General features: G+C 62.2%; 15 protein-coding genes, 1 tRNA gene and 1 pseudogene. 5 read left to right on the top strand and 12 right to left on the bottom strand.

Going from position 1 to position 19,740, the window contains the following annotated elements; all coding sequences use genetic code 11:
* Positions 1-95 precede the first annotated feature (95 nt).
* On the bottom strand, positions 96-590 hold the full coding sequence (locus AC0L3D_RS18225; protein ID WP_473645329.1) for a DUF6647 family protein: 495 nt from the start codon (positions 588-590) through the stop codon (positions 96-98).
* A gap of 201 nt (positions 591-791) precedes the next feature.
* Here AC0L3D_RS18225 and AC0L3D_RS18230 point away from each other — a divergent pair, with 201 nt between their 5' ends.
* Positions 792-1,943: a winged helix-turn-helix domain-containing protein gene (locus AC0L3D_RS18230; RefSeq protein ID WP_473645331.1), complete on the top strand. Its 1,152-nt coding sequence runs from the start codon at positions 792-794 to the stop codon at positions 1,941-1,943.
* Positions 1,944-1,949: 6 nt separating this feature from the next.
* On the opposite strand, the gene AC0L3D_RS18235 is transcribed toward AC0L3D_RS18230, so the two are convergent.
* On the bottom strand, positions 1,950-2,993 hold the full coding sequence (locus AC0L3D_RS18235; protein WP_473645332.1) for a TRAP transporter substrate-binding protein: 1,044 nt from the start codon (positions 2,991-2,993) through the stop codon (positions 1,950-1,952).
* A gap of 318 nt (positions 2,994-3,311) precedes the next feature.
* On the opposite strand from AC0L3D_RS18235, the pseudogene AC0L3D_RS18240 reads away from it, so the two are divergent.
* A pseudogene (locus AC0L3D_RS18240) lies at positions 3,312-3,717 on the top strand (site-specific integrase); the annotation flags it as partial.
* Between the two features lie 385 nt (positions 3,718-4,102).
* Here the strand turns inward: AC0L3D_RS18240 and AC0L3D_RS18245 are convergent.
* The 4 genes from AC0L3D_RS18245 to AC0L3D_RS18260 form a co-directional block, all read right to left on the bottom strand.
* Positions 4,103-5,608 (bottom strand): winged helix-turn-helix domain-containing tetratricopeptide repeat protein, encoded by a 1,506-nt coding sequence (locus AC0L3D_RS18245; protein WP_287173958.1) that lies wholly within the window; start codon positions 5,606-5,608, stop codon positions 4,103-4,105.
* 268 nt (positions 5,609-5,876) lie between these two features.
* Entirely contained in the window at positions 5,877-6,563 is a 687-nt protein-coding gene (locus tag AC0L3D_RS18250; RefSeq protein ID WP_473645335.1) for a gamma-glutamylcyclotransferase, read from the bottom strand.
* Between the two features lie 433 nt (positions 6,564-6,996).
* Positions 6,997-7,467 carry a GNAT family N-acetyltransferase gene (locus AC0L3D_RS18255; RefSeq protein WP_287173954.1) on the bottom strand — a complete coding sequence of 157 codons (471 nt, stop codon included), beginning with the start codon at positions 7,465-7,467 and terminating at the stop codon, positions 6,997-6,999.
* A 195-nt stretch (positions 7,468-7,662) separates the two neighbouring features.
* Positions 7,663-9,399 carry an adenylate/guanylate cyclase domain-containing protein gene (locus AC0L3D_RS18260; RefSeq protein ID WP_473645338.1) on the bottom strand — a complete coding sequence of 579 codons (1,737 nt, stop codon included), beginning with the start codon at positions 9,397-9,399 and terminating at the stop codon, positions 7,663-7,665.
* Positions 9,400-9,960: 561 nt separating this feature from the next.
* Between AC0L3D_RS18260 and AC0L3D_RS18265 the strand changes: the two genes are divergently transcribed.
* On the top strand, positions 9,961-11,043 hold the full coding sequence (locus tag AC0L3D_RS18265) for a hypothetical protein (protein ID WP_473645340.1): 1,083 nt from the start codon (positions 9,961-9,963) through the stop codon (positions 11,041-11,043).
* A 257-nt stretch (positions 11,044-11,300) separates the two neighbouring features.
* Here the strand turns inward: AC0L3D_RS18265 and AC0L3D_RS18270 are convergent.
* Positions 11,301-11,377 (bottom strand) — tRNA-Pro (locus AC0L3D_RS18270).
* 203 nt (positions 11,378-11,580) lie between these two features.
* On the opposite strand from AC0L3D_RS18270, the gene AC0L3D_RS18275 reads away from it, so the two are divergent.
* Entirely contained in the window at positions 11,581-13,101 is a 1,521-nt protein-coding gene (locus AC0L3D_RS18275; RefSeq protein WP_128168021.1) for a phosphomannomutase/phosphoglucomutase, read from the top strand.
* Positions 13,102-13,142: 41 nt separating this feature from the next.
* On the opposite strand, the gene betB is transcribed toward AC0L3D_RS18275, so the two are convergent.
* Entirely contained in the window at positions 13,143-14,606 is a 1,464-nt protein-coding gene (gene betB, locus AC0L3D_RS18280) for a betaine-aldehyde dehydrogenase (protein ID WP_287228774.1), read from the bottom strand.
* 98 nt (positions 14,607-14,704) lie between these two features.
* Here betB and AC0L3D_RS18285 point away from each other — a divergent pair, with 98 nt between their 5' ends.
* Complete coding sequence (locus tag AC0L3D_RS18285; protein ID WP_473645342.1) at positions 14,705-14,872, top strand: hypothetical protein; 168 nt, start codon at positions 14,705-14,707, stop codon at positions 14,870-14,872.
* 44 nt (positions 14,873-14,916) lie between these two features.
* Here AC0L3D_RS18285 and betA read toward each other — a convergent pair whose 3' ends face one another.
* From betA to betI, 4 genes are read right to left on the bottom strand one after another with little or no spacing between them, the layout of a single operon-like run.
* The gene (betA, locus tag AC0L3D_RS18290) at positions 14,917-16,569 is read right to left on the bottom strand and encodes a choline dehydrogenase (RefSeq protein ID WP_473645344.1); all 1,653 of its coding nucleotides are present in this window, start codon (positions 16,567-16,569) and stop codon (positions 14,917-14,919) included.
* 3 nt (positions 16,570-16,572) lie between these two features.
* The gene (locus tag AC0L3D_RS18295; protein WP_473645346.1) at positions 16,573-17,580 is read right to left on the bottom strand and encodes a threonine/serine dehydratase; all 1,008 of its coding nucleotides are present in this window, start codon (positions 17,578-17,580) and stop codon (positions 16,573-16,575) included.
* Complete coding sequence (gene betC, locus AC0L3D_RS18300) at positions 17,577-19,106, bottom strand: choline-sulfatase (protein WP_287228778.1); 1,530 nt, start codon at positions 19,104-19,106, stop codon at positions 17,577-17,579. The genes AC0L3D_RS18295 and betC overlap by 4 nt, the downstream gene beginning before the upstream one ends.
* Complete coding sequence (gene betI, locus AC0L3D_RS18305; protein ID WP_287289196.1) at positions 19,103-19,693, bottom strand: choline-binding transcriptional repressor BetI; 591 nt, start codon at positions 19,691-19,693, stop codon at positions 19,103-19,105. The genes betC and betI overlap by 4 nt, the downstream gene beginning before the upstream one ends.
* Positions 19,694-19,740 lie beyond the last annotated feature (47 nt).

Raw genomic sequence — 19,740 nt, forward strand, 5'->3', positions numbered from 1 at the left:
GCCTTGCAGGCTAATATCCGCTTCCTCTTTTTTGCCGCAGGCGGCCTGGCCACTTGCGTCCAATGAAGGAGCTTTCGCTCTTCGTTTTCGGCGGCCTAATGAGTGCATACCGTGGCGACAAGCAGTGTCGCAGGGTCGATGTTAAAAGTCCTTTTGAGGTCCGTACCGAACAGCCGAAGCCAAGCCTCCTGGGCACGATAGGCGAGCGCCTCGCGCTCCCCCGGACAGGCGAAGCGCATCTCGGCGGCGGCCTGGAGGTGGTGAACCATCTCGTGCACCAGAACCGACAATTCGGCCGGGGTGCGGCCCGTCCAGCCTGCGGCAAGAAAGATGGTATTGACGTCTCCATCATAGACGGCAACGACCTCCGGCGACGAGATCGTTGCCCCGGCGCCATAACGCATCGTGACGAGTTCGATCGCGGGCGCCGTGACAAGGGCGGGAGGTTCCGCCAACGGCAGGTCGTAGTTCGCTGCCAGCCACATACCTATTGTCTGGAGGACAGGCGGCGTGTCCACCCGCTCGGCCGCGGTGGCCGCATTCATCGCGGCAAGCCATAGGACAGCGAGCACTAAAACTGATCTGCGCATGGGAGCCTCCTCGGGTGGTGAGCAAGCGGAGGCTGGGCCGGCCGGCGCAGAAGGTCATGAAAGCTCCCTGAAAGATTCCCGAAATCCTGCTATAATCTGGCCGTAGCACCCCCGGGATCCGGTATGGATTACCCACGCAGCATTCACTTCGGCGATTTCGTCCTGAACCGTAGGCGCGGCTGCCTTCAGGATGGTGCCGGCATGGACCGATTACTGCGGCCGAAGTCATACCGGGTCCTTGAGGTGCTCGCGGAGCGGCGCGGACAGCTGGTCAGCAAGGACGATCTTGTTCAGGCGACTTGGCCGGACGTGTTCGTCTCCGATGACTCCCTTGCACAGTGCGTCAGCGATATTCGCAGAGCACTTGGTCCGGAAGGGACGAACCTGCTGCGAACGGTGCCGAGGCGAGGATATCTGCTCGAGGGCCAGGATTCAGATGCAGAGGGGTCGGCCCCGGTGGGTCGGAAGCACTGGATGGTGTGGGCGAGCGGGCTCAGTGCAGCTCTCATAGTTGCGATGACCATTCTCTGGTGGACACAACCGCGGGACGGCCTAGTCGCCCCCGATTTGGCAGATCAAGCCGTCGTGAAAGCGGACGCGCTGCTGGAGGCGCGGGACTGGCGGCGGCGCGGAGATAACGAACAGGCACGGGAACTTCTCGAGGCGGTGGTGGCCGAGGATGCCGGGCATGCAGCGGCTTGGTCAAGCCTCGGATTGACCTACTGGCTGGAAGTTCAGCACCTTGCGTGGGGAGGCGGTCGCCGCGAAATGGGGCGGGCGCTCGAGATGGTGGAGCGCGCAGTCGCGCTTGGCGGCGGTGCGCGGCCGCACCGGCTTCTCGCCGAAATGCGGCTCCTCTCCCCCTTTCCGGAGATGCGCTCGCCAGTCGACGCACTTGCGAATGCCCGAGCAGCGGTGACGATCGATCCTGAGGATGCCGACAACCTCGCTGTTCTTGCCCAAGCGCTGGTCCTGACAGGGCGTTCGGACGAGGCGGTCCTGACAATCCAGCAGGCCCTGCGCCTAAGTCCGAAACCACCCGAATGGCACCGTCAAGTCGCTGGCCTGAGCTACCTGCTGGCGGGAGAGCCGGCGCGAGCTGCAGAGGAACTTGGCCCGCTCTATGGTGCCGGAACTTTCGCACACGCGCGGTGGTGGCCAGGATGGCTCTTCGCCGCGAGCCTTGCTCATGCCGGCCGGCTGGAAGAAGCGGCCAGGGTCGTCACGGCCGCGCTTGGGCACCGGCCCGAGCAGACCGTTGCGGGGGTGGCGCAATCTTTCGATGGCCTAGCCGACGAAAGCGGCCTCGCCATTCTGCTGGAGGGGCTCAGGTTGGCTGGTATGCCGGGCTGATCCCGGCTACTTGGCGTAGGCGCGCGCCTGCCAATCGCCATACCCGTCACGAAATTGCAGATAACTCTTCCAGGCTTCGGCGAGCAGCGGGTCCCGGGCAGTCTCCTCCGCGATGACCTCGTTCCACGCCTTTCTCAGATCAGAAAGCACTTCGTCAGGCCAGGCATGCAGCTCGACTCCCATGGTGCGAAAAGCCGCGATGGCCGCGACCTGTTCAACCGCTGCCTCGGCCGCGGTCCAGGACAGGGTATCGCCGCAGGCAGTCTCCAGAACTGCCTTGTGGTGATCTGAGAGAGCGGCCCAGGTCTTCTCCGGCATCAGAATTTCTAGGGAGGTTACCGGCTGCTGCCAGCCCGGGAAGTAGAGGTATTTAGCTACATCGGCGATGCCGAGCTCGGCATCGATCGACGGCAGCGAAAATTCGGCCGCATCGATCAGCCCAGCTTCCAGCGCCGGCCGGATCTCCTCGGCTGGAAGTTCGTAGGGGACAACCCCAAGCTTCTGCAGCACCCGCGCGCCGTAACCGAAGCTGCGCATAGTCAGCCCCTTCAGATCGGCGGAACTCTCGACTGGCGCAAGGAACCAGCCTCCGCCTTCTGCGGGAAGAATACCGCAATAGAGGCTCTTCATTTCGTGGCGCGCGTATATCGCCTCCAGTGCCTCGGCCCCGCCGCCCCCTCTCATCCAGGCGGTAAAGCCGGCCGGGTCAGGACCAAAGGGAAAGCCGGTAAAGATGGTCAGCGCAGGGTCCTCGCGGTGGTGATGGCCTGCCGAGCCCCAAACCGCGTCGACAAGGCCTGAGTTCAGGGCGCCGAAGGTGTCCTGGTCAAGCACCAGCCGGTCATGCACCTCGATGATGAAGCCGCCGTCCGACAGCCGCCGCACCGTTTCGGCGAAACGCTCGCCAGCTTCGCCGAAAAGCTTGGGGTGAAGCAGACTGTTCATGCGCCAGTGCACGACCCCTTCCTGGCTGGCGGCAGGGTTTGTCGCCAGCCAGAGGGCGAGTGTCAACCCACCAAGAGGACGAAGAACCTGGGAGACAATCGGCATGGCTCCAACCTCGGCGCCGCGGCGGAGTGAAATTCCTCGCGGTGGCGCTCGAACTTACCAGTTATCCACCGAGCAGTCTAAGCCGGAACAGGAATCCCGGACCTCTGGGCGGAAAACGCAATCACCTTCCATGCCACGGTTGACGGCAGCTCAGGGCAGGCCGTCGGCCCAGTTGGAGGCAAAGGTCCGGTAGCGATGATATCGACCGGCTGAATGTCCGCTCTTCAAGACTCGCAGCCCGAAGCTGCCGGTCTGCTCACGGCCCCATTCTCCTGAACGTTTCTCCTCTGGCCAAACAATGGCCAGAGGAGAAACGATATGGGACATTCGCAGTATGATCTCGGCGGACAAGGCCGTCTCGCCTGGAATGCAGGCAAGAGAGTAGGCGTCAAACGACCTCTGAAGGTTCGTCAGATTTGGGAAATCCGGTTCTTTCTCGACCGTGAAGGTCGATCACGGGACAGAGCGCTTTTCGACCTTGATCGATAGCAAGTTGCGTGGTTGCGACTTGGTGAAGCTTAAGATCGGAACGTTAGTGAGTGGCGCTGAGATTCGGACCCGGGCCATGGTTGTGCAACAGAAGACTGGGAGGCCAGTTCAATTCGAACTGATGGCAGACGCCCGAACAAGCCTCCTTGCATGGCTTGAACGTAGAGGTGGCACGGTCGACGATTTTGCCTTTCCCAGTCGGGTCGACCATGCCGGCCATTTGAGTACCAGGCAGTATGCCTGGTCGATGAATGGGTTTCGGCGATTCCGATATCTCGGCGTCGACGTCGAGGATGCACTGACGCTGGCCGAGGGAACTGAAATCTAACAGAGGGCGACCTCGCGTGAGTCAAGCCGGGTCGTCATCGCTCCGTATTCGGCCCAGCCGTTCAGCGCCCCATCTCGGCCGTTCGAGGCGCCTTTGCCACTGCCCAAAAGCAGACGTTACCACGGCAAGCTGTAGGTCGACGTTGCGCCATTTCTTGACATTCCTAGCGCTTCTCCAAAGCTGCCGTTCGTGCTTCGGGCGGTGTCGAACCCGAAGCCGCCCAAGTGGAGTTACGGTCAAACGACCGGAAATCGCGAACAGCTGTCATCCCCTCCGCCGAGGACATGCGGCGCTATTCTGCCTGTGCGGATGCCTTCCTCACGCCTTCGACAAGATGCTCGATATCGGCAGCGTGCTCGAAGACAATGCCATTCTTGACGTAATCCAACGGGGAAAACCCTGCCACAGCGGCCGCGCCTAAATGCTGCTTGGCGATTTGTAGTTCTCCCATTTGAGCATAGCAGGCGGCGAGTCGGACGCGGGCACCGGGACCGAGCAGAGGCAATCTCTCAAGTTCTGTTGCCGCCGACCGATATTCACCGATTGAATACAGTGCCACAGACCGATCATAGTGGTACCAGTCCGGATGGACGGGATTGAGGCGAAGCGCCCGGTCTATCCAAGCCAGGCCATCAAGCGGCCTGCCGCGCATGGTCAGCAGATAGCCCATTTGACAAACGGTGTCGGCGTCATGAGGATTGAGGTCGAGCGAGCGTCTGACGTGCTGTTCGGCGGCGTCGTGCTGCCTGAGATACAGCCGAACGATAGCTAGAATTCGGTGACAACGCGGGTCTTCGGGGGCCAGCGTCACACCTTTGAGGGCGAGGTCGAGCGCCCCGGCAAGCACCTTCGTGGATGCCATGGCGTACCCGCCGATGATGACCTGCGACAGCGCCAGATAGGACTGTGCAACGCCGTAATGCGGGTCCTTTTCGATTGCTGCTTCGAACAACTGGCGAGCGTCCTCATTGTCTTGGGGCCGATACCCGCGCAACGCGGCAATACCCCGAAGCACCAATTCATAGGCGGCAAGACTGTCAGTCGGCTTGCTCGACATCCGTTGCAGCCCGGCATCCTCCAGACGCGAGACGAGGCGGCTGACGATGCGATGCGCGATCTCGTTCTGGACGGAGAAAATCTCGGTATCTTGTGCCAGATATCGGTCACTCCAAAGCTGAACCCCACGGGAGGCCTCTGTCAGACGAACCCCGACGTCGAAAGTGCCGCCCAAGCGTTTGATATCGCCATCGACGAAGTAGTCGGCACCAAGCTTTTCGCCAAGCGTCCTCCACTCTTGGGCCGCTTCGCCGCTCGCCGCGAAACTCGTGCTCCGTGCAAGCACCGTTACGGCCCTGAATCGACCCAAACCATTGAGAATGTCTTCAGCAATGCCGTCGGAGATCGCGGTTTCGGTCGGATCCTCGGTTCCATGGTGGAAGCGGAGAACGGCGACTGCTGGTGCGTCTGTTGTCAGGTCGGGTTCACTTGCGACTGCCAGCATGTAACCTCGCCGGGAGACAGTGCGGACCAGCGCCTGCGCTTCATCCCCGAGGGCCTTTCTGATCTCGCGGACACACTGGGTCAGCGAATCTTCGGTGACCGTCACTTCCGGCCAGACTGCATCGAGAAGCTCCGACTTCGAAACCACACGGCCGGCATTTCGGACCAAGTGCGAAAGGAGGACCTGGGCTTTCGGCCGCAGAAAGATGATCTCACGGTCGTAAGACAACGCTCCGCTGCTGGGGTCGAAGCTGAACTTCCCCAGACGACAGGCTTGAGCTGACGCTTCGGTCGCCATTGAAAGCCGTGTTCCCGAATTGGCTAAGCCAAACCTTTATAGGCCAACGACCTGCAATTCGCATCAAGAAGGGAGGTCGGCTTGGCTCCGACGGACGTTCCAAGGAATGGTCGGTGTCAATGGCTGTCAATGCAGCTTCCAGCCCCTCCGTAATGGAGGCTTGTGACGGGCAGCACCAAAAGGTTGCCGCGCTGCTCGCGAGAAGCTCGAAAAGTTCCTGCCGGATTTCGTTTGTGCGCTCGAGGGAATGAAGCATCTCGCGTTCCTTTCAAGCCCGTTTTTCTGCTTGCAGCCGTTCGGCGACCAACGCCTGAAGCTGCCAGAGCTTCCGGTCTCGGATGCCCCTGGCTCCGAGGTGAGTGATGGTGTTGTAGAGATATTCGGCGCATGAACCCCAGTGTCCGGCTGCGGTCGCCAAAGTGTCAGCCACCTGTCCTAGTTCGAGCGAGCCGGCATAGGCGCGCGCGTTGCGATCGACCACGAATGCGAGCGCTCGGACCGGACCTTGTGCGGTCTCGAGCCCTATCCAGCAAGGCACGTTCGACGGCGGTTTTGCAGACATCTCGCGTCGCAACAGCTTGCCCAACGCCTTGGTCAATCCCTCCTCCGGCAGGCGAAAGGCGATCCCTTTGCACGCGCCACCCCGATCGAGCGCCAGCATAAGGCCAGGACGTTCCGGTGAGCCCCGCCAGCGAGTGATTTTGAGCGCAAACGCGCGACGCCAGCCGTAGGTATGTGCGATCCGTTCCTCGACGGCCGCAAATTCCGGTTTCCAGATCAGGGAGCCGTAGGCGAACACCAAGAATTCGCGGCTCTGCCCGCGTCCTGTAAGGATATGATCAACCCACCACGCATAATCCTCGTCCTGCAGATAGACAGTCCCTGAACGCGATCCTGGATCGACGACGTGGCGATGGGCCTTGGCTACAAGTTCAGGGGTGAGGGTCAGCATCATGTTGGTACACGCTCAACGCTTTTCGTCTCGGATCGAGCGCATTATGTGTCCGCGAAAGGGGCCTGTACCGACGTCGTTCTGAAGTTTTTCTGATTTTAGCTTGGTCTAGTCGGTGCGCGGCCGTACCACAGAATGTCTGCAGACAGGCGCAATCAAGTCATTTCGGCGGTCAATTTCGAGGGCAGGTTTCCACACCCCGGCCGGACCTTCCCGAACTCGTCAGGCAATCTGAAGTCTGAACGCATCAACTGACGACGTGCGCCATCTCCGGACACCCGCGAATACCGCCACGAAGGTCCGACTCAACGGGGAGCGGAAGTTCAGGCGAACTTTGGAGTATTGTTGTAGTTCGAGATGGCTTGGTTGAATCTCCAGCGTCTTCTGACCTGGACGAGAGCAATTACCAGCAGCGGGCGACCCCTTTGAGCTCTGCTCAGAGCGTCTTGCTCATCATCAGGATCGGCACCGGAGCGCCGCCACGGTCATCGACGAATTTCTCGGCGGGATGATAGCCGCAGGCTCGATACAGTGGCTCACCTGCCATTGTGGCTGCCAACTCGACACGATCAAAGCCCTCGGCCTTGGCTGCGTTTTCACAAAGCGAAAGGATCAGACGACCGACACCGCGTCTGACAAAGGCCGGATGGGTATACATGGCTCTGACCCGCGCCGCGTCGTTGGCGGGGTCAAGCAGCGCCGAATTACGCCCGGGCGACTGATCCCCACCATACATGGTCGCGCGCCGGCTCCAGCCCCCGCAACCTGCCAGGACGCCGTCGTGTTCCACGACGAAATAGGTGCCGTCATCGACAAGCTGCGTGTCCAGCCCCATGATTGCGCGGCTGGATCGGATCTGGGCGTCGTCAAGAAAGGGCTTTTGGAGTTCGGCGATCGCCGCATCCATAAGCGCAGTGATGGCCGCGAGATCCTCGCGTCGCGCGATCCGATGCCGCAAGTCTCCGTTGGCCATGTCAAGCACACAGCGATGGGAACAAACGCACGATATGGCGAATTTCGTTCCGGCAGAAGACCAATGTTTGCCGCTGCGGCAGCCTTGGGGCGCCTGTCGACAGCAGGCCTGGGCTATATCCAACGCGAGTCATTCCGGAAGCCCCGCCAGGCGATAGCCCTCCACGATATGCCGCCGCACGTCCTCGGCCGGGAAAGGCTGCGAAGCCGACCAATGCCGGATTGTGAAGTGCGGATTGCTTATCATGAACATTTTTGCTTCCCAGCGCGCTTCCTCCAATCGGCCAAGTTGCGCAAGGCTTGCCGCAAGCAGGCGTCGTGAAGTCGCGCGATAAGTTTCAGGCCTGCGCAGCGTTTGAACCGCGGATTCGTAGTCGCCGATGGCATATTGGGCCTGGCCCAGCATCCAGTAATACCAACCGGGCGGGTGAGGGTTGAGCCGGAGCGCCCTGCGCACCTGCTCTATGGCCTCGGCTGGCCGGCCCTTTTCTGTCGTCAGTTCAGCCTGCATCGCCCAGGCGTCGGCGTGATTGGGATCCAGCTTGTGGGCAGCGTCGAATTCGGCATCCGATTCCGCCCAACGACCCTCATGGCCCAATATGACGCCCAATACCCATCGGTTTCCGGCGTCGTTCGGATCGAGTTCGACCGCCTGCTGTGCTTCGGCAAGCGCCCTCGCCCGGTTGGGATCCATCGGTTCGTCCCAGAACTCCCAGCCCAGCCAGAGATTGAGTGCCAGCCACCGGTGCGCCTCCGCATATTCCGGATCGAGCGCGATTGCCCGATTCAGCAGGAAAATGGCTTCTTTCGCGGTGATCGCCGTTTGCAGGCCCAGGGCACGCGCACGCACACAGAGATCATAGGCCTCCAGATTGCTCGGTCTGTTGCGCACTGGCGCGGCGATCAGGCGGCCCACCAGGGCCTCGACAATCTTGCCGGTCACCTCGTCCTGGACGGCGAATATGTCTTCAAGGCTCCGGTCGAATCTTTCGGCCCAAAGGTGGTCGCCCGAGATCGCGTCGATCAGTTGAGCGTTGATACGCACCCGTCCGGCGGCCCGCCGTGCACTACCTTCAAGGAGATGGCGCACTCCCAGTTCGCGCGCGATTTGACGCACATCTACGTGCCTTCCCTTGTATGCAAATGCCGAGTTGCTGGCGATGACGAACAGCTCGCTCGTCGTCGAGAGGTCCGTGATCAGGTCTTCGGTGAGGCCGTCGACAAAAGCTTCCTGCTCCGGATCGTTGCTCATGTTCGTAAAGGGAAGGACGGCTATGGAGGGCTTGGCGGGAAGCGGGAGCGGCGCTTTCTCCGCCGGCCCGCCATCTTCCGACGCGCCCGACAACCGAATCCGGTAGACGGACACCGGTTCGGCGACGTTCTTTATCGCTTGCGGACCAAGTTCGTCGAAGCCGCAATCCATCTTCCGTTTGACTTGGTCATAAACGCTGCCGGAGACACAGATATCTCCTGCCCCGGCCATTGCCTGAAGTCGCACGGCGACAACGACGCCGTCGCCGAACAGATCGCCGTCCTCGACAACGACATCGCCCAGATTGATGCCGATATGCAGGTTGATTTGCCGGCCGACAGCCAAACCTTCGTTCGCGGCCGCCATCCGCTTCTGGAGCTCGACGGCGCATGACACGGCGTTCACCGCGCTTGCGAACTCGACAAGAACGCCATCACCCATCACTTTTACGACACGGCCTTGGCGGTCGCGGACCAATGGTTCAAGGATCTCCTTCCGCCGCCCCCTTAACGCGGACAACGTTCCTTGCTCGTCCATGTCCAGAAGTCGACTGTAGCCCACCACGTCGGCAGCCATGATGGCTGCAAGACGGCGTTGGGCGCGTACTTCGGACATTTCGCATTTGCTTTCACAGAAAGCAGGGCAACGGATTGTATTGACGCCCATTTCAAAAGTCTATCAGGCGGACTTAGAAAACGGGTTTGCCAAGCATCCCAGTCGGGTGAGCCAATGGCCGATTTCCCGCTTGATCCGGTCGTTCGTCGGCCCCAATGAGAACGTCGCAGAAGGGTCACGAGTGCTGGTCGCAGCCAATGTCGGCTTTCAAGAAGAGAACTCGGCTCCGCAAGGTCGCGTTTGGGTCAGGAACGTTGGTTACGGTTAACGTCGGCTATCGGGCAGCGAAATGGGCTGATGAAGGACGGCAAAGTCACGACGATGCCCACAGCAACCTGAATGTCCGCTCGTGAATATTCGCGGCCCGAAGCTGCCGGTCTGCTCTCGGCCCCAAAATGACCATGAACGCCGAGGTTTGGTGGAAAACGGAACGTCCGCTGTCGGCCACCCTCCAGCAAATTTCCACCACATCCCAGAACTAACGATCGCTTCATCGGGATTGGCTGATAGCTTCGGCCACGTCTTGGCATGACATGACTGCGGGAGGATGCCCCCTTGAGAATGAGATATCTGCTAGCAGCCTCACTCGTTGTGGCGATCATCCTGACGCTCAGATGGGAATGGCTGGAGCCCCATCACTTCGAGGATGACGTCATGCGAGCCGCGCTGGCGGAGGAAGTTCGCCGGGACGACACCCGTTGCCCGCTCAGCAGCAAAGCTGTGGAGCAGGCTCAGCCATGGGTTCTTGCAGCCTGCGCGGCAGGCGGGCTCGGCTGGCATGAGGCAGCGAAGAAATATGGCGACGATGCAGCCAGAGTGTTCCTCGTCTATGGCGAGGATGCGAATTTCGTGGAGGTTTTCGACCGCCTCGGCCATCCGGTCGTGCCGGTGATTGCTTACTTCGTGAAGAATGGATCGTCGCAGTACTTGTTGCAGGAAACCGTCGGTCAGGGCCTCTCGAGCCTGTGGGACGACCGGCAGATGGGATTCGGCCTCGCCCAGATTTCGCCGGAGCAATATGGGCTTATTGCCATTCACGAGCTCAAGGATCGCGGGCATGAGATGCTGTCGGAGTTCGAGATCGTTGACGGAACAGCAGTCCGCAGACAGTTCACCCGCACGCTGCTTGGTGCGAAGAACATAGTCCTGGGTGGCGTTTCCGATCTGGAAGGGGTGATCACCCGCGGCGAGCGGCTTCCGACCTGGGGCGAGATGGGTTGGGCGGCCTTCGATGCGGCAATCGTCGTCGGGGGCATGGGCGCCACAGCTAAGGCATTGCGCGTTGCGAGGGCACCGGTGGCCGCAGCTGGTCGCGGAACTGTGCGGATAGTACATCTGAGGGCTGCAGGCAAAGGTGCGTTCCAATCGCTTTCCGCCGTCGGCACCGCAGCCGGTGTCGCCGCCGTCGTCGCACTTCCCTATGTGGCGATCACGCGACCTCACCTTCTGACAAACGCAGCCGGTTGGATAGCCGAACAAGCAGGTCTCCCGGCTTGGCTCGGCGCCTTTGCAGCCTACCTTATACTCTGTCTTGTCCTGGCTTCTCTGCTGAGGATGGTTCTGGCGCCGCTGGCCTGGACGCTGCGAACGCTGGGCAAGATCGTTGGACGATTCGCCGGTGCCGGCGGTGTCCGATCCGCCTAAATCCCGCGCACAGCGCCAATGGTGCGCGAAGCAGACATAGTTTAGATGGCGCGGCCTCAGAATCTGCAAAATCGCGAGTGGGTATGTGCCGGAACAGCCGACCTGGGTTGGCGGGTGAAATGGCAGCAATAGCGTGTCGCAGTTAAATAGTTATGCGTCTGCCAGCTCCATCGAGCGGCCTAGATACTTTTCCATCTTTTCAGTGGGGATATCTGTGGGGCAGGCAGTATTCGGGATGCCTAACCCATTGTTTTTTCTGGTCGGAGTGGCAGGATTTGAACCTGCGACCCCATCGTCCCGAACGATGTGCGCTACCAGGCTGCGCTACACTCCGTGACCAGACCGCGGGCTTATAGCCGCCGTACTTCGTTCCTGCAAGCGCCAATGGCAGCGCTTCTGTCGCATTTCTTGCCGTTTCGCTCTAACGTCATACAGGTTTCAGTTCCCTGCGGGATAAACACCGCTTAACGGCTCGTGTTATAGGCATGGCCACCTGCGTTGAAACCACTCTGAATCCAGCCGCTTGGAGTTGCTGTCTTGTCCCTGAAGATTGTTAGCGAAGCCCTTCCCAACACTTTCGAGTTTGAAACCTCGGCGCTGATCAAGGCGTCCGGCTTTCGTGAGTATGATGCGCGCTGGTGGTTCGGCCATCCGGGCTCTGCAGAGCCACCTGAGCTCAACCTGATCGGTGTCCAGGCGCTCGGCATGGGGCTCGGCACGCTGATCCGGCGTTTGGGCGCCGGGCCGGACATCGTGACCGGGCATGATTTCCGCTCCTATTCGCTGGCGATCAAGCTGGCGCTGGTTTCCGGGCTGATGGCCGCCGGGGCGCGGGTTAGGGATATCGGGTTGGCGCTATCGCCGATGGCTTATTTCGCCCAGTTCGCGCTCGACACGCCGTCTGTGGCCATGGTCACCGCCTCGCACAACGAGAACGGCTGGAGCGGCGTCAAGATGGGGGCGGCGCGTCCGCTGACTTTCGGTCCGGAGGAAATGAGCGCATTGAAGGCGATCGTGCTTGCCGGCGACTTCGACCTGGTCGGCGGCGGCTCCTATGACTTCGTTGCGGATTTCCGCAAGATCTATCTCGACGACCTGACCCGCGACAAGCGCATAGCGAGAAAGCTCAAGGTGGTCGCCGCCTGCGGCAACGGCACTGCCGGCGCTTTTGCACCTGAAGCGCTGGAACGGATCGGCTGCGAGGTGATCCCGCTCGATGTCGAGCTCGATCATAGGTTTCCGAATTACAACCCCAATCCCGAAGACATGAAGATGCTGCACGCGATCCGCGACAAGGTGCTGGAGACAGGAGCAGATGTCGGGCTTGGCTTCGACGGCGATGGCGACCGCTGCGGCGTGGTCGACAATGAAGGCAACGAGATCTTCGCCGACAAGGTCGGCGTCATGCTCGCGCGCGACATTGCGCGCCTGCATCCAGGCTCGACCTTCGTCGTCGACGTCAAGTCGACCGGATTGTTCAATACCGACGCCGCGCTGCGCGCCGATGGCGCCGTCACCGATTATTGGAAGACCGGCCACTCCTATATAAAGCGGCGCGTGGCCGAGCTTGGCGCCATCGCCGGTTTCGAGAAATCCGGTCATTTCTTCTTCAACCCGCCGATCGGGCGCGGCTATGATGATGGTCTGATCACAGCCATCGCCATCTGCGAGATGCTGGATCGCAGCCCGACAAGCAGCATGGCAGATCTCTATCGCGACCTGCCGCTGACTTTCGGCACGCCGACAATGTCGCCGCACTGCGCCGACGAGCTGAAATATGGCGTGGTCGAGCGGGTCGTTTCCGACTTTCAAGCCATGAAGCATGACGGCGCCATCTTCGCCGGCCAGAAGATCGCCGAGCTGATCACCGTCAATGGCGTTCGCGTCGTTGCCGAGGACGGCACCTGGGGCCTGGTGCGGGCGTCGTCGAACAAGCCGGAGCTTGTCGTCGTGGTGGAGAGCCCGGTGTCGTCCGAACGGCGCCGACAGATGTTCGAAGCCGTCGATGCGGTGCTGCGCCGCAGCCCTGAGGTCGGCGCCTACAACCAGACGTTCTAAGTTCTCTGGCTAAGGTCTCTGGTCGGCGGCGCCGGTGCGCCTCAATAGGGGCTCGCCACATCCCCGGTCTCGACATAGACCGACTTCAACTGCGAATAGAGTGCCAACGCCGCAAGCGAGTTTTCTCGCCCGATTCCCGACTGCTTGAAGCCGCCGAAGGGAATTTCGACGGGCGTCAGGTTGTAGGCGTTGATCCAGCAGGTGCCGGCCTGCAACTCGGCGATGACGCGGTGGGCGCGCGGCAGGTCGCGCGTGAACACGCCGGCGGCAAGGCCAAATTCGGTATCGTTGGCGCGGTCGATCACCTCGTCCTCACCGTCGAATTTCAGCACGCTCATGACAGGCCCGAAAATCTCCTCGCGCGCGATGCGCATCGTGTCGGTGACGCCGGTGAAGACCGTCGGCTCGACGAAGAAGCCGCCTTGGAAACCTTGCAGCGAAGGTACATTGCCGCCGCAGGCGAGCACAGCGCCATCCTGCTTGCCGGCCTCGATATAGCCGATGACCTTTTCATGCTGCGCCTTGGAGACCAGCGGTCCCATCTGCGTTTCCTGGTCGAGCGGATCGCCGATACGGATTTTCTTGGTCCGCTCGACCAGCCGTTCGACGAAACGGTCGTGGATGCCCTTCTGCACGAAGACCCGCGTGCCGTTGGAGCAGATCTGGCCGGTCGAATAGAAATTGCCGAGCATGGCGCCGCCGATGGCATTTTCGAGATCGGCATCGTCGAAGATGATCAGCGGCGACTTGCCGCCAAGCTCCATGGTGGCATGCTTCATCTTCGAGCCGGCGAGCGACAGCACCTTGCGGCCGGTCGGCACCGAACCGGTCACCGAGACCTTGGCGACGACATCGTGGCCGACGAGGCCGGCGCCAACATCGCCATAGCCTTGCACGACGTTGAACAGGCCGTCGGGCAGGCCGGCCTCGGTGTAGATTTCGGCGAGCGCCAGCGCCGACAGCGGCGTATTCTCCGACGGCTTGAACACCATGGCGTTGCCCATGGCGAGTGCCGGCGCCGATTTCCAGCCGGCGATCTGGATCGGGTAGTTCCAGGCGCCGATGCCGACGCAGACGCCCAGCGCCTGGCGCCTTGTATAGGCAAAGGCGCCGCCGAGATCGACGGACTCGCCATTATAGGCAGCGACCGCGCCGCCGAAATATTCGAGGCAGTCGGCTGCCGATGGCGCGTCCGCCACCAGCGTCTCCTGGATTGCCTTGCCGGTATCCAGCGTCTCGATGCGCGCCAGGTCGGCGTTGCGCACGCGCAATATGTCGGCGGCGCGGCGCAGGATGCGCCCGCGCTCGACCGGCTTCAGCCGCGCCCAGGCCGGTTGTGCTGCACGCGCTGCTTCGATCGCCAGTTCAAGCACGTTCGGCGTCGCCGAACGCAGCATCGCGATGGTCTCGCCGGTTGCCGGATAGATGACCGGCAGCGGCGCACCTTGCTCATCGTCGATGTAGCGTCCGTTGACATAGTGCGATGCCTTTGGCTGGGCGCGCATGGGGTCTTCTCCAAATTGTCTTTCGATGGGCCCGGCGGGCAGACACCGCCGGATCGTGGCTTATCGCATCGGGGGGGGGGGTACAGGCTAAGATGTGTGTGAGGGGGAGGCCGGAAAAAAAACAGAAAAAGAATAGGGGGGGGCGGGGGGGGGCCCACCTACTTCCTGGCTGGGCCCGGGGGCCGCCCCCCCCCCCCGGGGGGGGGGGGGCCCCCCCCCCCCCCCAAACACCCATACATCTCCCCCCCCCCCGATGCGAGGACTAAAAAAGCGATAGAGCGCTTGTGCGTCCGAATGGACCCACGTCGTTCTATCGATCCGACACCTGCCAGCGCGGATTGATCCATGGTTCCTGGTTGGACGGCGCCAGCGGCGTGCGGCCGAGAATGTGGTCGGCGGCCTTTTCGCCGGTCATGATCGACGGCGCGTTCAGATTGCCGTTGGTGACGCGCGGGAAGATCGAAGAATCGGCGATCCGCAGCCCGTCGACGCCGATGACACGGCATTCCGGATCGACGACGCTCATCCGATCATCCTTGCGGCCCATCTTGCAAGTGCCGCAGGGGTGGTAGGCGCTTTCGGCGTGATCGCGGATGAAGGCATCGAGATCGTCGTCCGACTGCACCTGCGAGCCCGGCGAGATCTCCTTGCCGCGATAAGGGTCGAAGGCCGACTGGCCGAAGATCTCGCGCGTCAGCCGGATGCAGTGGCGGAACTCGATCCAGTCGTCCGGATGCGACATGTAGTTGAAGCGGATCACCGGCTTCGATCCGGGATCGGGCGAGCGCAGCGTGACGGAACCGCGCGACTTCGATCGCATCGGCCCGACATGCGCCTGGAAACCGTGCGCTTTCGCCGCCGCCTTGCCGTCATAGCGGACCGCCGCCGGGATGAAATGATACTGGATGTCGGGATAGTCGACGCCGGCGCGCGAGCGCACGAAGGCGGCCGCCTCGAAATGGTTGGTTGCGCCGAGGCCCGATTTGAAGAACAGCCATTGCGCGCCGATCAGCGCCTTTGAGAACGGGTTCAGCACCGAATTCAGCGTGATCGGCTGCGTCGATTCCTGCTGGATGTAGAGTTCCATATGGTCCTGCAGGTTGCGGCCGACGCCGGGCCGGTCGGCGATCACCGGAATGCCGTATTGCCTGAGATGTTGGGCCGGGCCGATGCCGGACAGCATCAGGATCTTGGGCGAATTGATCGAGGAGGCGGCAACGATCACTTCACGTCGCGCCTTGATCACCTGAATCCGTCTGCGCACTTCGATCTCGACACCGGTGGCGCGTTGATTCTCGATGATCACCCGTCGGGCGAAGCCCTTGACCAAGCTTACATTTTTCCGCCTCAGCGCTGGCCTGAGATAGGCACTTGCCGCCGACCAGCGGCGGCCGCCGCGAATGGTCTGCTCCATTGGCCCAAAGCCTTCCTGCTTCGCGCCGTTGTAGTCGTCGGTCACTTCGAAGCCGGCCTGACGGCCTGCCTCGACGAAGGCGCCGTAGAGCGGATTCGTTCTTGAGCCGCGCTGCACGGTCAGTGGGCCGCCGTGGCCGCGCCAGCCATTCTCGCCGCCGTTGGCGTCCTCCATGCGCTTGAAGTAGGGGAGCACGTCGGCAAACCCCCAGCCAGCCGCGCCCTGTTCTGCCCAATGGTCGAAATCGCGGGCGTGACCGCGTACATAGACCATGCCGTTGATCGAGGACGAGCCGCCGATGACCTTGCCGCGCGGCGTCGCCAGCACACGGCCGCCGAGATGCGGCTCCGGCTCGCTGGCAAAACCCCAGTCGTAGAGGCTCATATTGAGCGGGATAGACAGCGCCGACGGCATCTGGATCAGCGGCCCGATGTCGCTGCCGCCAAATTCGATGACGATCACCGAATATTTGCCATCCTCCGACAGCCGGTAGGCCATGGCCGAGCCGGCCGAGCCGGCGCCGATGATGACGAAATCCGCCTCAAGCATGGTTCATATGCGCCCATCGTTCATATGCGTCATGAAATCGGCGAGCGAGACATTGCCGCCGGTTGCCACCACGAGCACGCTCTTGCCGCTCACATCCACCTTGCCGCCGAGCAGCGCCGCCAGCGATGCAGCGCCCGAAGGTTCCAGCACCAGCTTCAACCGTTCGAAGGCGCCGCGCATCGCGCCGCGCACCGATTGATCGTCGACGGTGATGCCGCGAACGCCCGCGGTCCTGACCGCCGCGAACGGCGCGTCGCCGGGCCTGCGCGCCATCAGCCCGTCGCATATCGATTTCGGCCTGATCGGCATGGTTTCGATGACGCCATGCGCCAGCGACGCGCCCATGCCGTCGAAACCGTCCGGCTCGACGCCAATGATCTCGGTCGCCGGCGACAGATAGTGGAAAGCCAGCGAAACGCCGCCGATCAGCCCGCCGCCACCGACCGCGCAGAACAGCAGATCGGCGCTGGCATTCTTGGCATCGAGTTGCTCGAGTGCCTCCAGCCCGGCACCAGCCTGGCCGGCGACGATCTCGGGGTCATCGAACGGATGCAGCAGCGCCAGCCCCTCGGTCTCGGCGATCTCACGCGCCGTGGCGGCGGCAACCTCCTCACGCGCGCGCTCGCCATGGTCGGTCAGCACCACGCGCGCGCCATAGCCGGTCGTTGCGTCGCGCTTGGCGGCCGGCGCGTCGATCGGCATGACGATGGTCACTGGAATGCCCAGCGCCTGGCCGGCGGCGGCCAGCCCTTGCGCAAAATTGCCGGAGGAATAGGCGACGACGCCCTTCCTGGCTTCATCGGGCGAAAGCCGCTTCAGCCGCCAAAAGGCGCCGCGCACCTTGAAGGAACCCGCCCATTGCAGCGACTCCGGCTTGACGAAGACGCGCAAGGCGCCGGTCTCTCTGGCCAAGGCCGCCGATTCCAGCAGCGGCGTGATCTGCGTCGCCTTGGCGGTGACGGCATAGGCCTGTTTGAGGTGATCGAGGGAGGGGACCTGGGTTGTCATCATTCGCCTCGTGGAAAGCGCTTCTGCTCTTCGAGCAGGTCGAGGTTCATGTGGTTGCGCATGTAACGTTCCGAGGCCTTCTGCAGCGGCTGGAATTCCCAGGGGTAATGCGTGCCGTTGCGCAGCGCCGGATAGACCACCCAGCGGCGCGCCTGGCTGGCGCGTACGGCGGCATCGAAGGCAGCCATGTCCCAGCGCGCCCGGACCTTATCGGTGAAAGAAGCCACCAAAGCCGCGTGCGCCGGGTCGGCGGCGAGGTTGGTCAATTCCCGCGGATCCGATTCAAGATCAAACAGTTGCGGGAAATCGATCTCGCAATGGATGAATTTGTAACGGCCCTCGCGGATCGCCACCATCGGCGCGTTGGAGCCTTCGGCCGCATATTCCATCAGCACAGGTTCAGTGCGCGTCTTGCCGTCGAGCAGCGGCAGCAGCGACTGGCCGTCGGTCCATGGCGCAATCGCGCTCATGTCGATGCCGGCGAGGTCGCAAAGCGTCGGCACGACGTCGAGATTGGAGACCGGTGCGTCGATCAGGATGGCCGAAATGTCTTTTCCGGCGATCATCAGCGGCACCCGCGCCGAGCCCTCGAAGAAGCACATCTTGAACCACAGGCCGCGCTCGCCGAGCATGTCGCCGTGATCGGAGCAGAACAGGATGATCGTGTCGTCGAGCATCCGCGTGCGCTCGAGCACCGACAGCAGTTCGCCGACCTTGTCGTCGAGATAAGAGATGCTGGCGAAATAGCCGCGCCGCGCGCGGCGGATCTGCTCGCCGGTGATGTCGAAACTGTCATAGTCGCTGGCGCGGTAAAGCCGCTGCGAATGCGGATCCTGTTCGTCATAGGGGATGAAGCCGACTTCCGGCTCGAGCGCCGGGCAATCCTCGTAGAGATCCCAATAGCGCCGGCGCGCGACATACGGGTCGTGCGGATGGGTGAAGGAGACGGTCAGGCACCACGGCCGGCGCGCGGCATCGTCCGAGACGCGGGCGAAATCATAAAGCTTCTGCACCGCGTGAAAGGCGACCTCGTCGTCATATTCCATCTGGTTGGTGATCTCGGCGACACCGGCGCCGGCCACCGAACCGAGATTGTGATACCACCAGTCGATCCGCTCGCCGGGCTTGCGATAATCCGGCGTCCAGCCGAAATCGGCCGGATAGATGTCGGTGGTCAGCCGCTCCTCGAAGCCATGCAACTGATCCGGCCCGACGAAATGCATCTTGCCGGACAGGCAGGCGTGGTAGCCGGCGGCACGCAGATGATGCGCATAGGTCGGGATCGACGAGGCGAATTCGGCGGCATTGTCATAGACCTCGGTGCGCGACGGCAACTGGCCGCTCATGAACGCCGCACGGCCTGGCGCGCAGAGCGGCGAGGCGGTGTAATTGTTCTTGAAGCGCGCCGAACGAGCCGCCAGCGCCTTCAGATGCGGCGCATGCAGGAAGTCCGCCGGCCCATCCGGGAACAATGTGCCGTTGAGCTGATCGACCATGACGATCAGAAAATTGGGTCGCTTCGACGTCACTGCGCGCTCCGCCGGCCGAGTTTCGTTTCGAGATAGTCCTCGATCAGCGCGATCGCGGTCGCGGCATTGGGCACGCCGTCCTTCAGCGCGCGCCTGATGTAGAGCCCGTCGATCAGCGCCGCTGTCGCCTCGGCGACGCGGTCGGCTTCGCTTCTCGGCAGGATGCAGGTCAGCCCGCTCAACAGATTGGAATGCAGGCGTCGCGCATAGACCTTGAGCAGCCGGCGCAGCGCTGGCGATTTCTGCGCCTCGACATAGAAGGCGAGCCAGGCGGCTATCGTTTCCGGCTGGAACTGGGCGTCGGAGAAATTGACCGCGACCACCGCCGAAACGCGCTGGCGTGGCGTGCTGGCCGATCGAAGCGCGCGCCGCATGTCGGCGGTCAACTCGGCCAGGATGTGCCGCATCGTCGCCAGCAAAAGTTCGTCCTTGGCGCCGAAATAGTGATGGGCGAGCGCCGAGGACACCCCGGCTCGCCCGGCGATTTCCGACATCGTCACATCAAGCGAACCGCGCTCGCCGATCGCCGAGATCGTCGCGTCGATCAGCGCCCTGCGGCGCAGCGGCTCCATTCCGATTTTCGGCATCTTTGCTCCGGTCCGTTGCGGCAAGATTATTTTTTATTGACGGATCA

The sequence above is a fragment of the Mesorhizobium sp. WSM4837 genome (assembly GCF_055811435.1).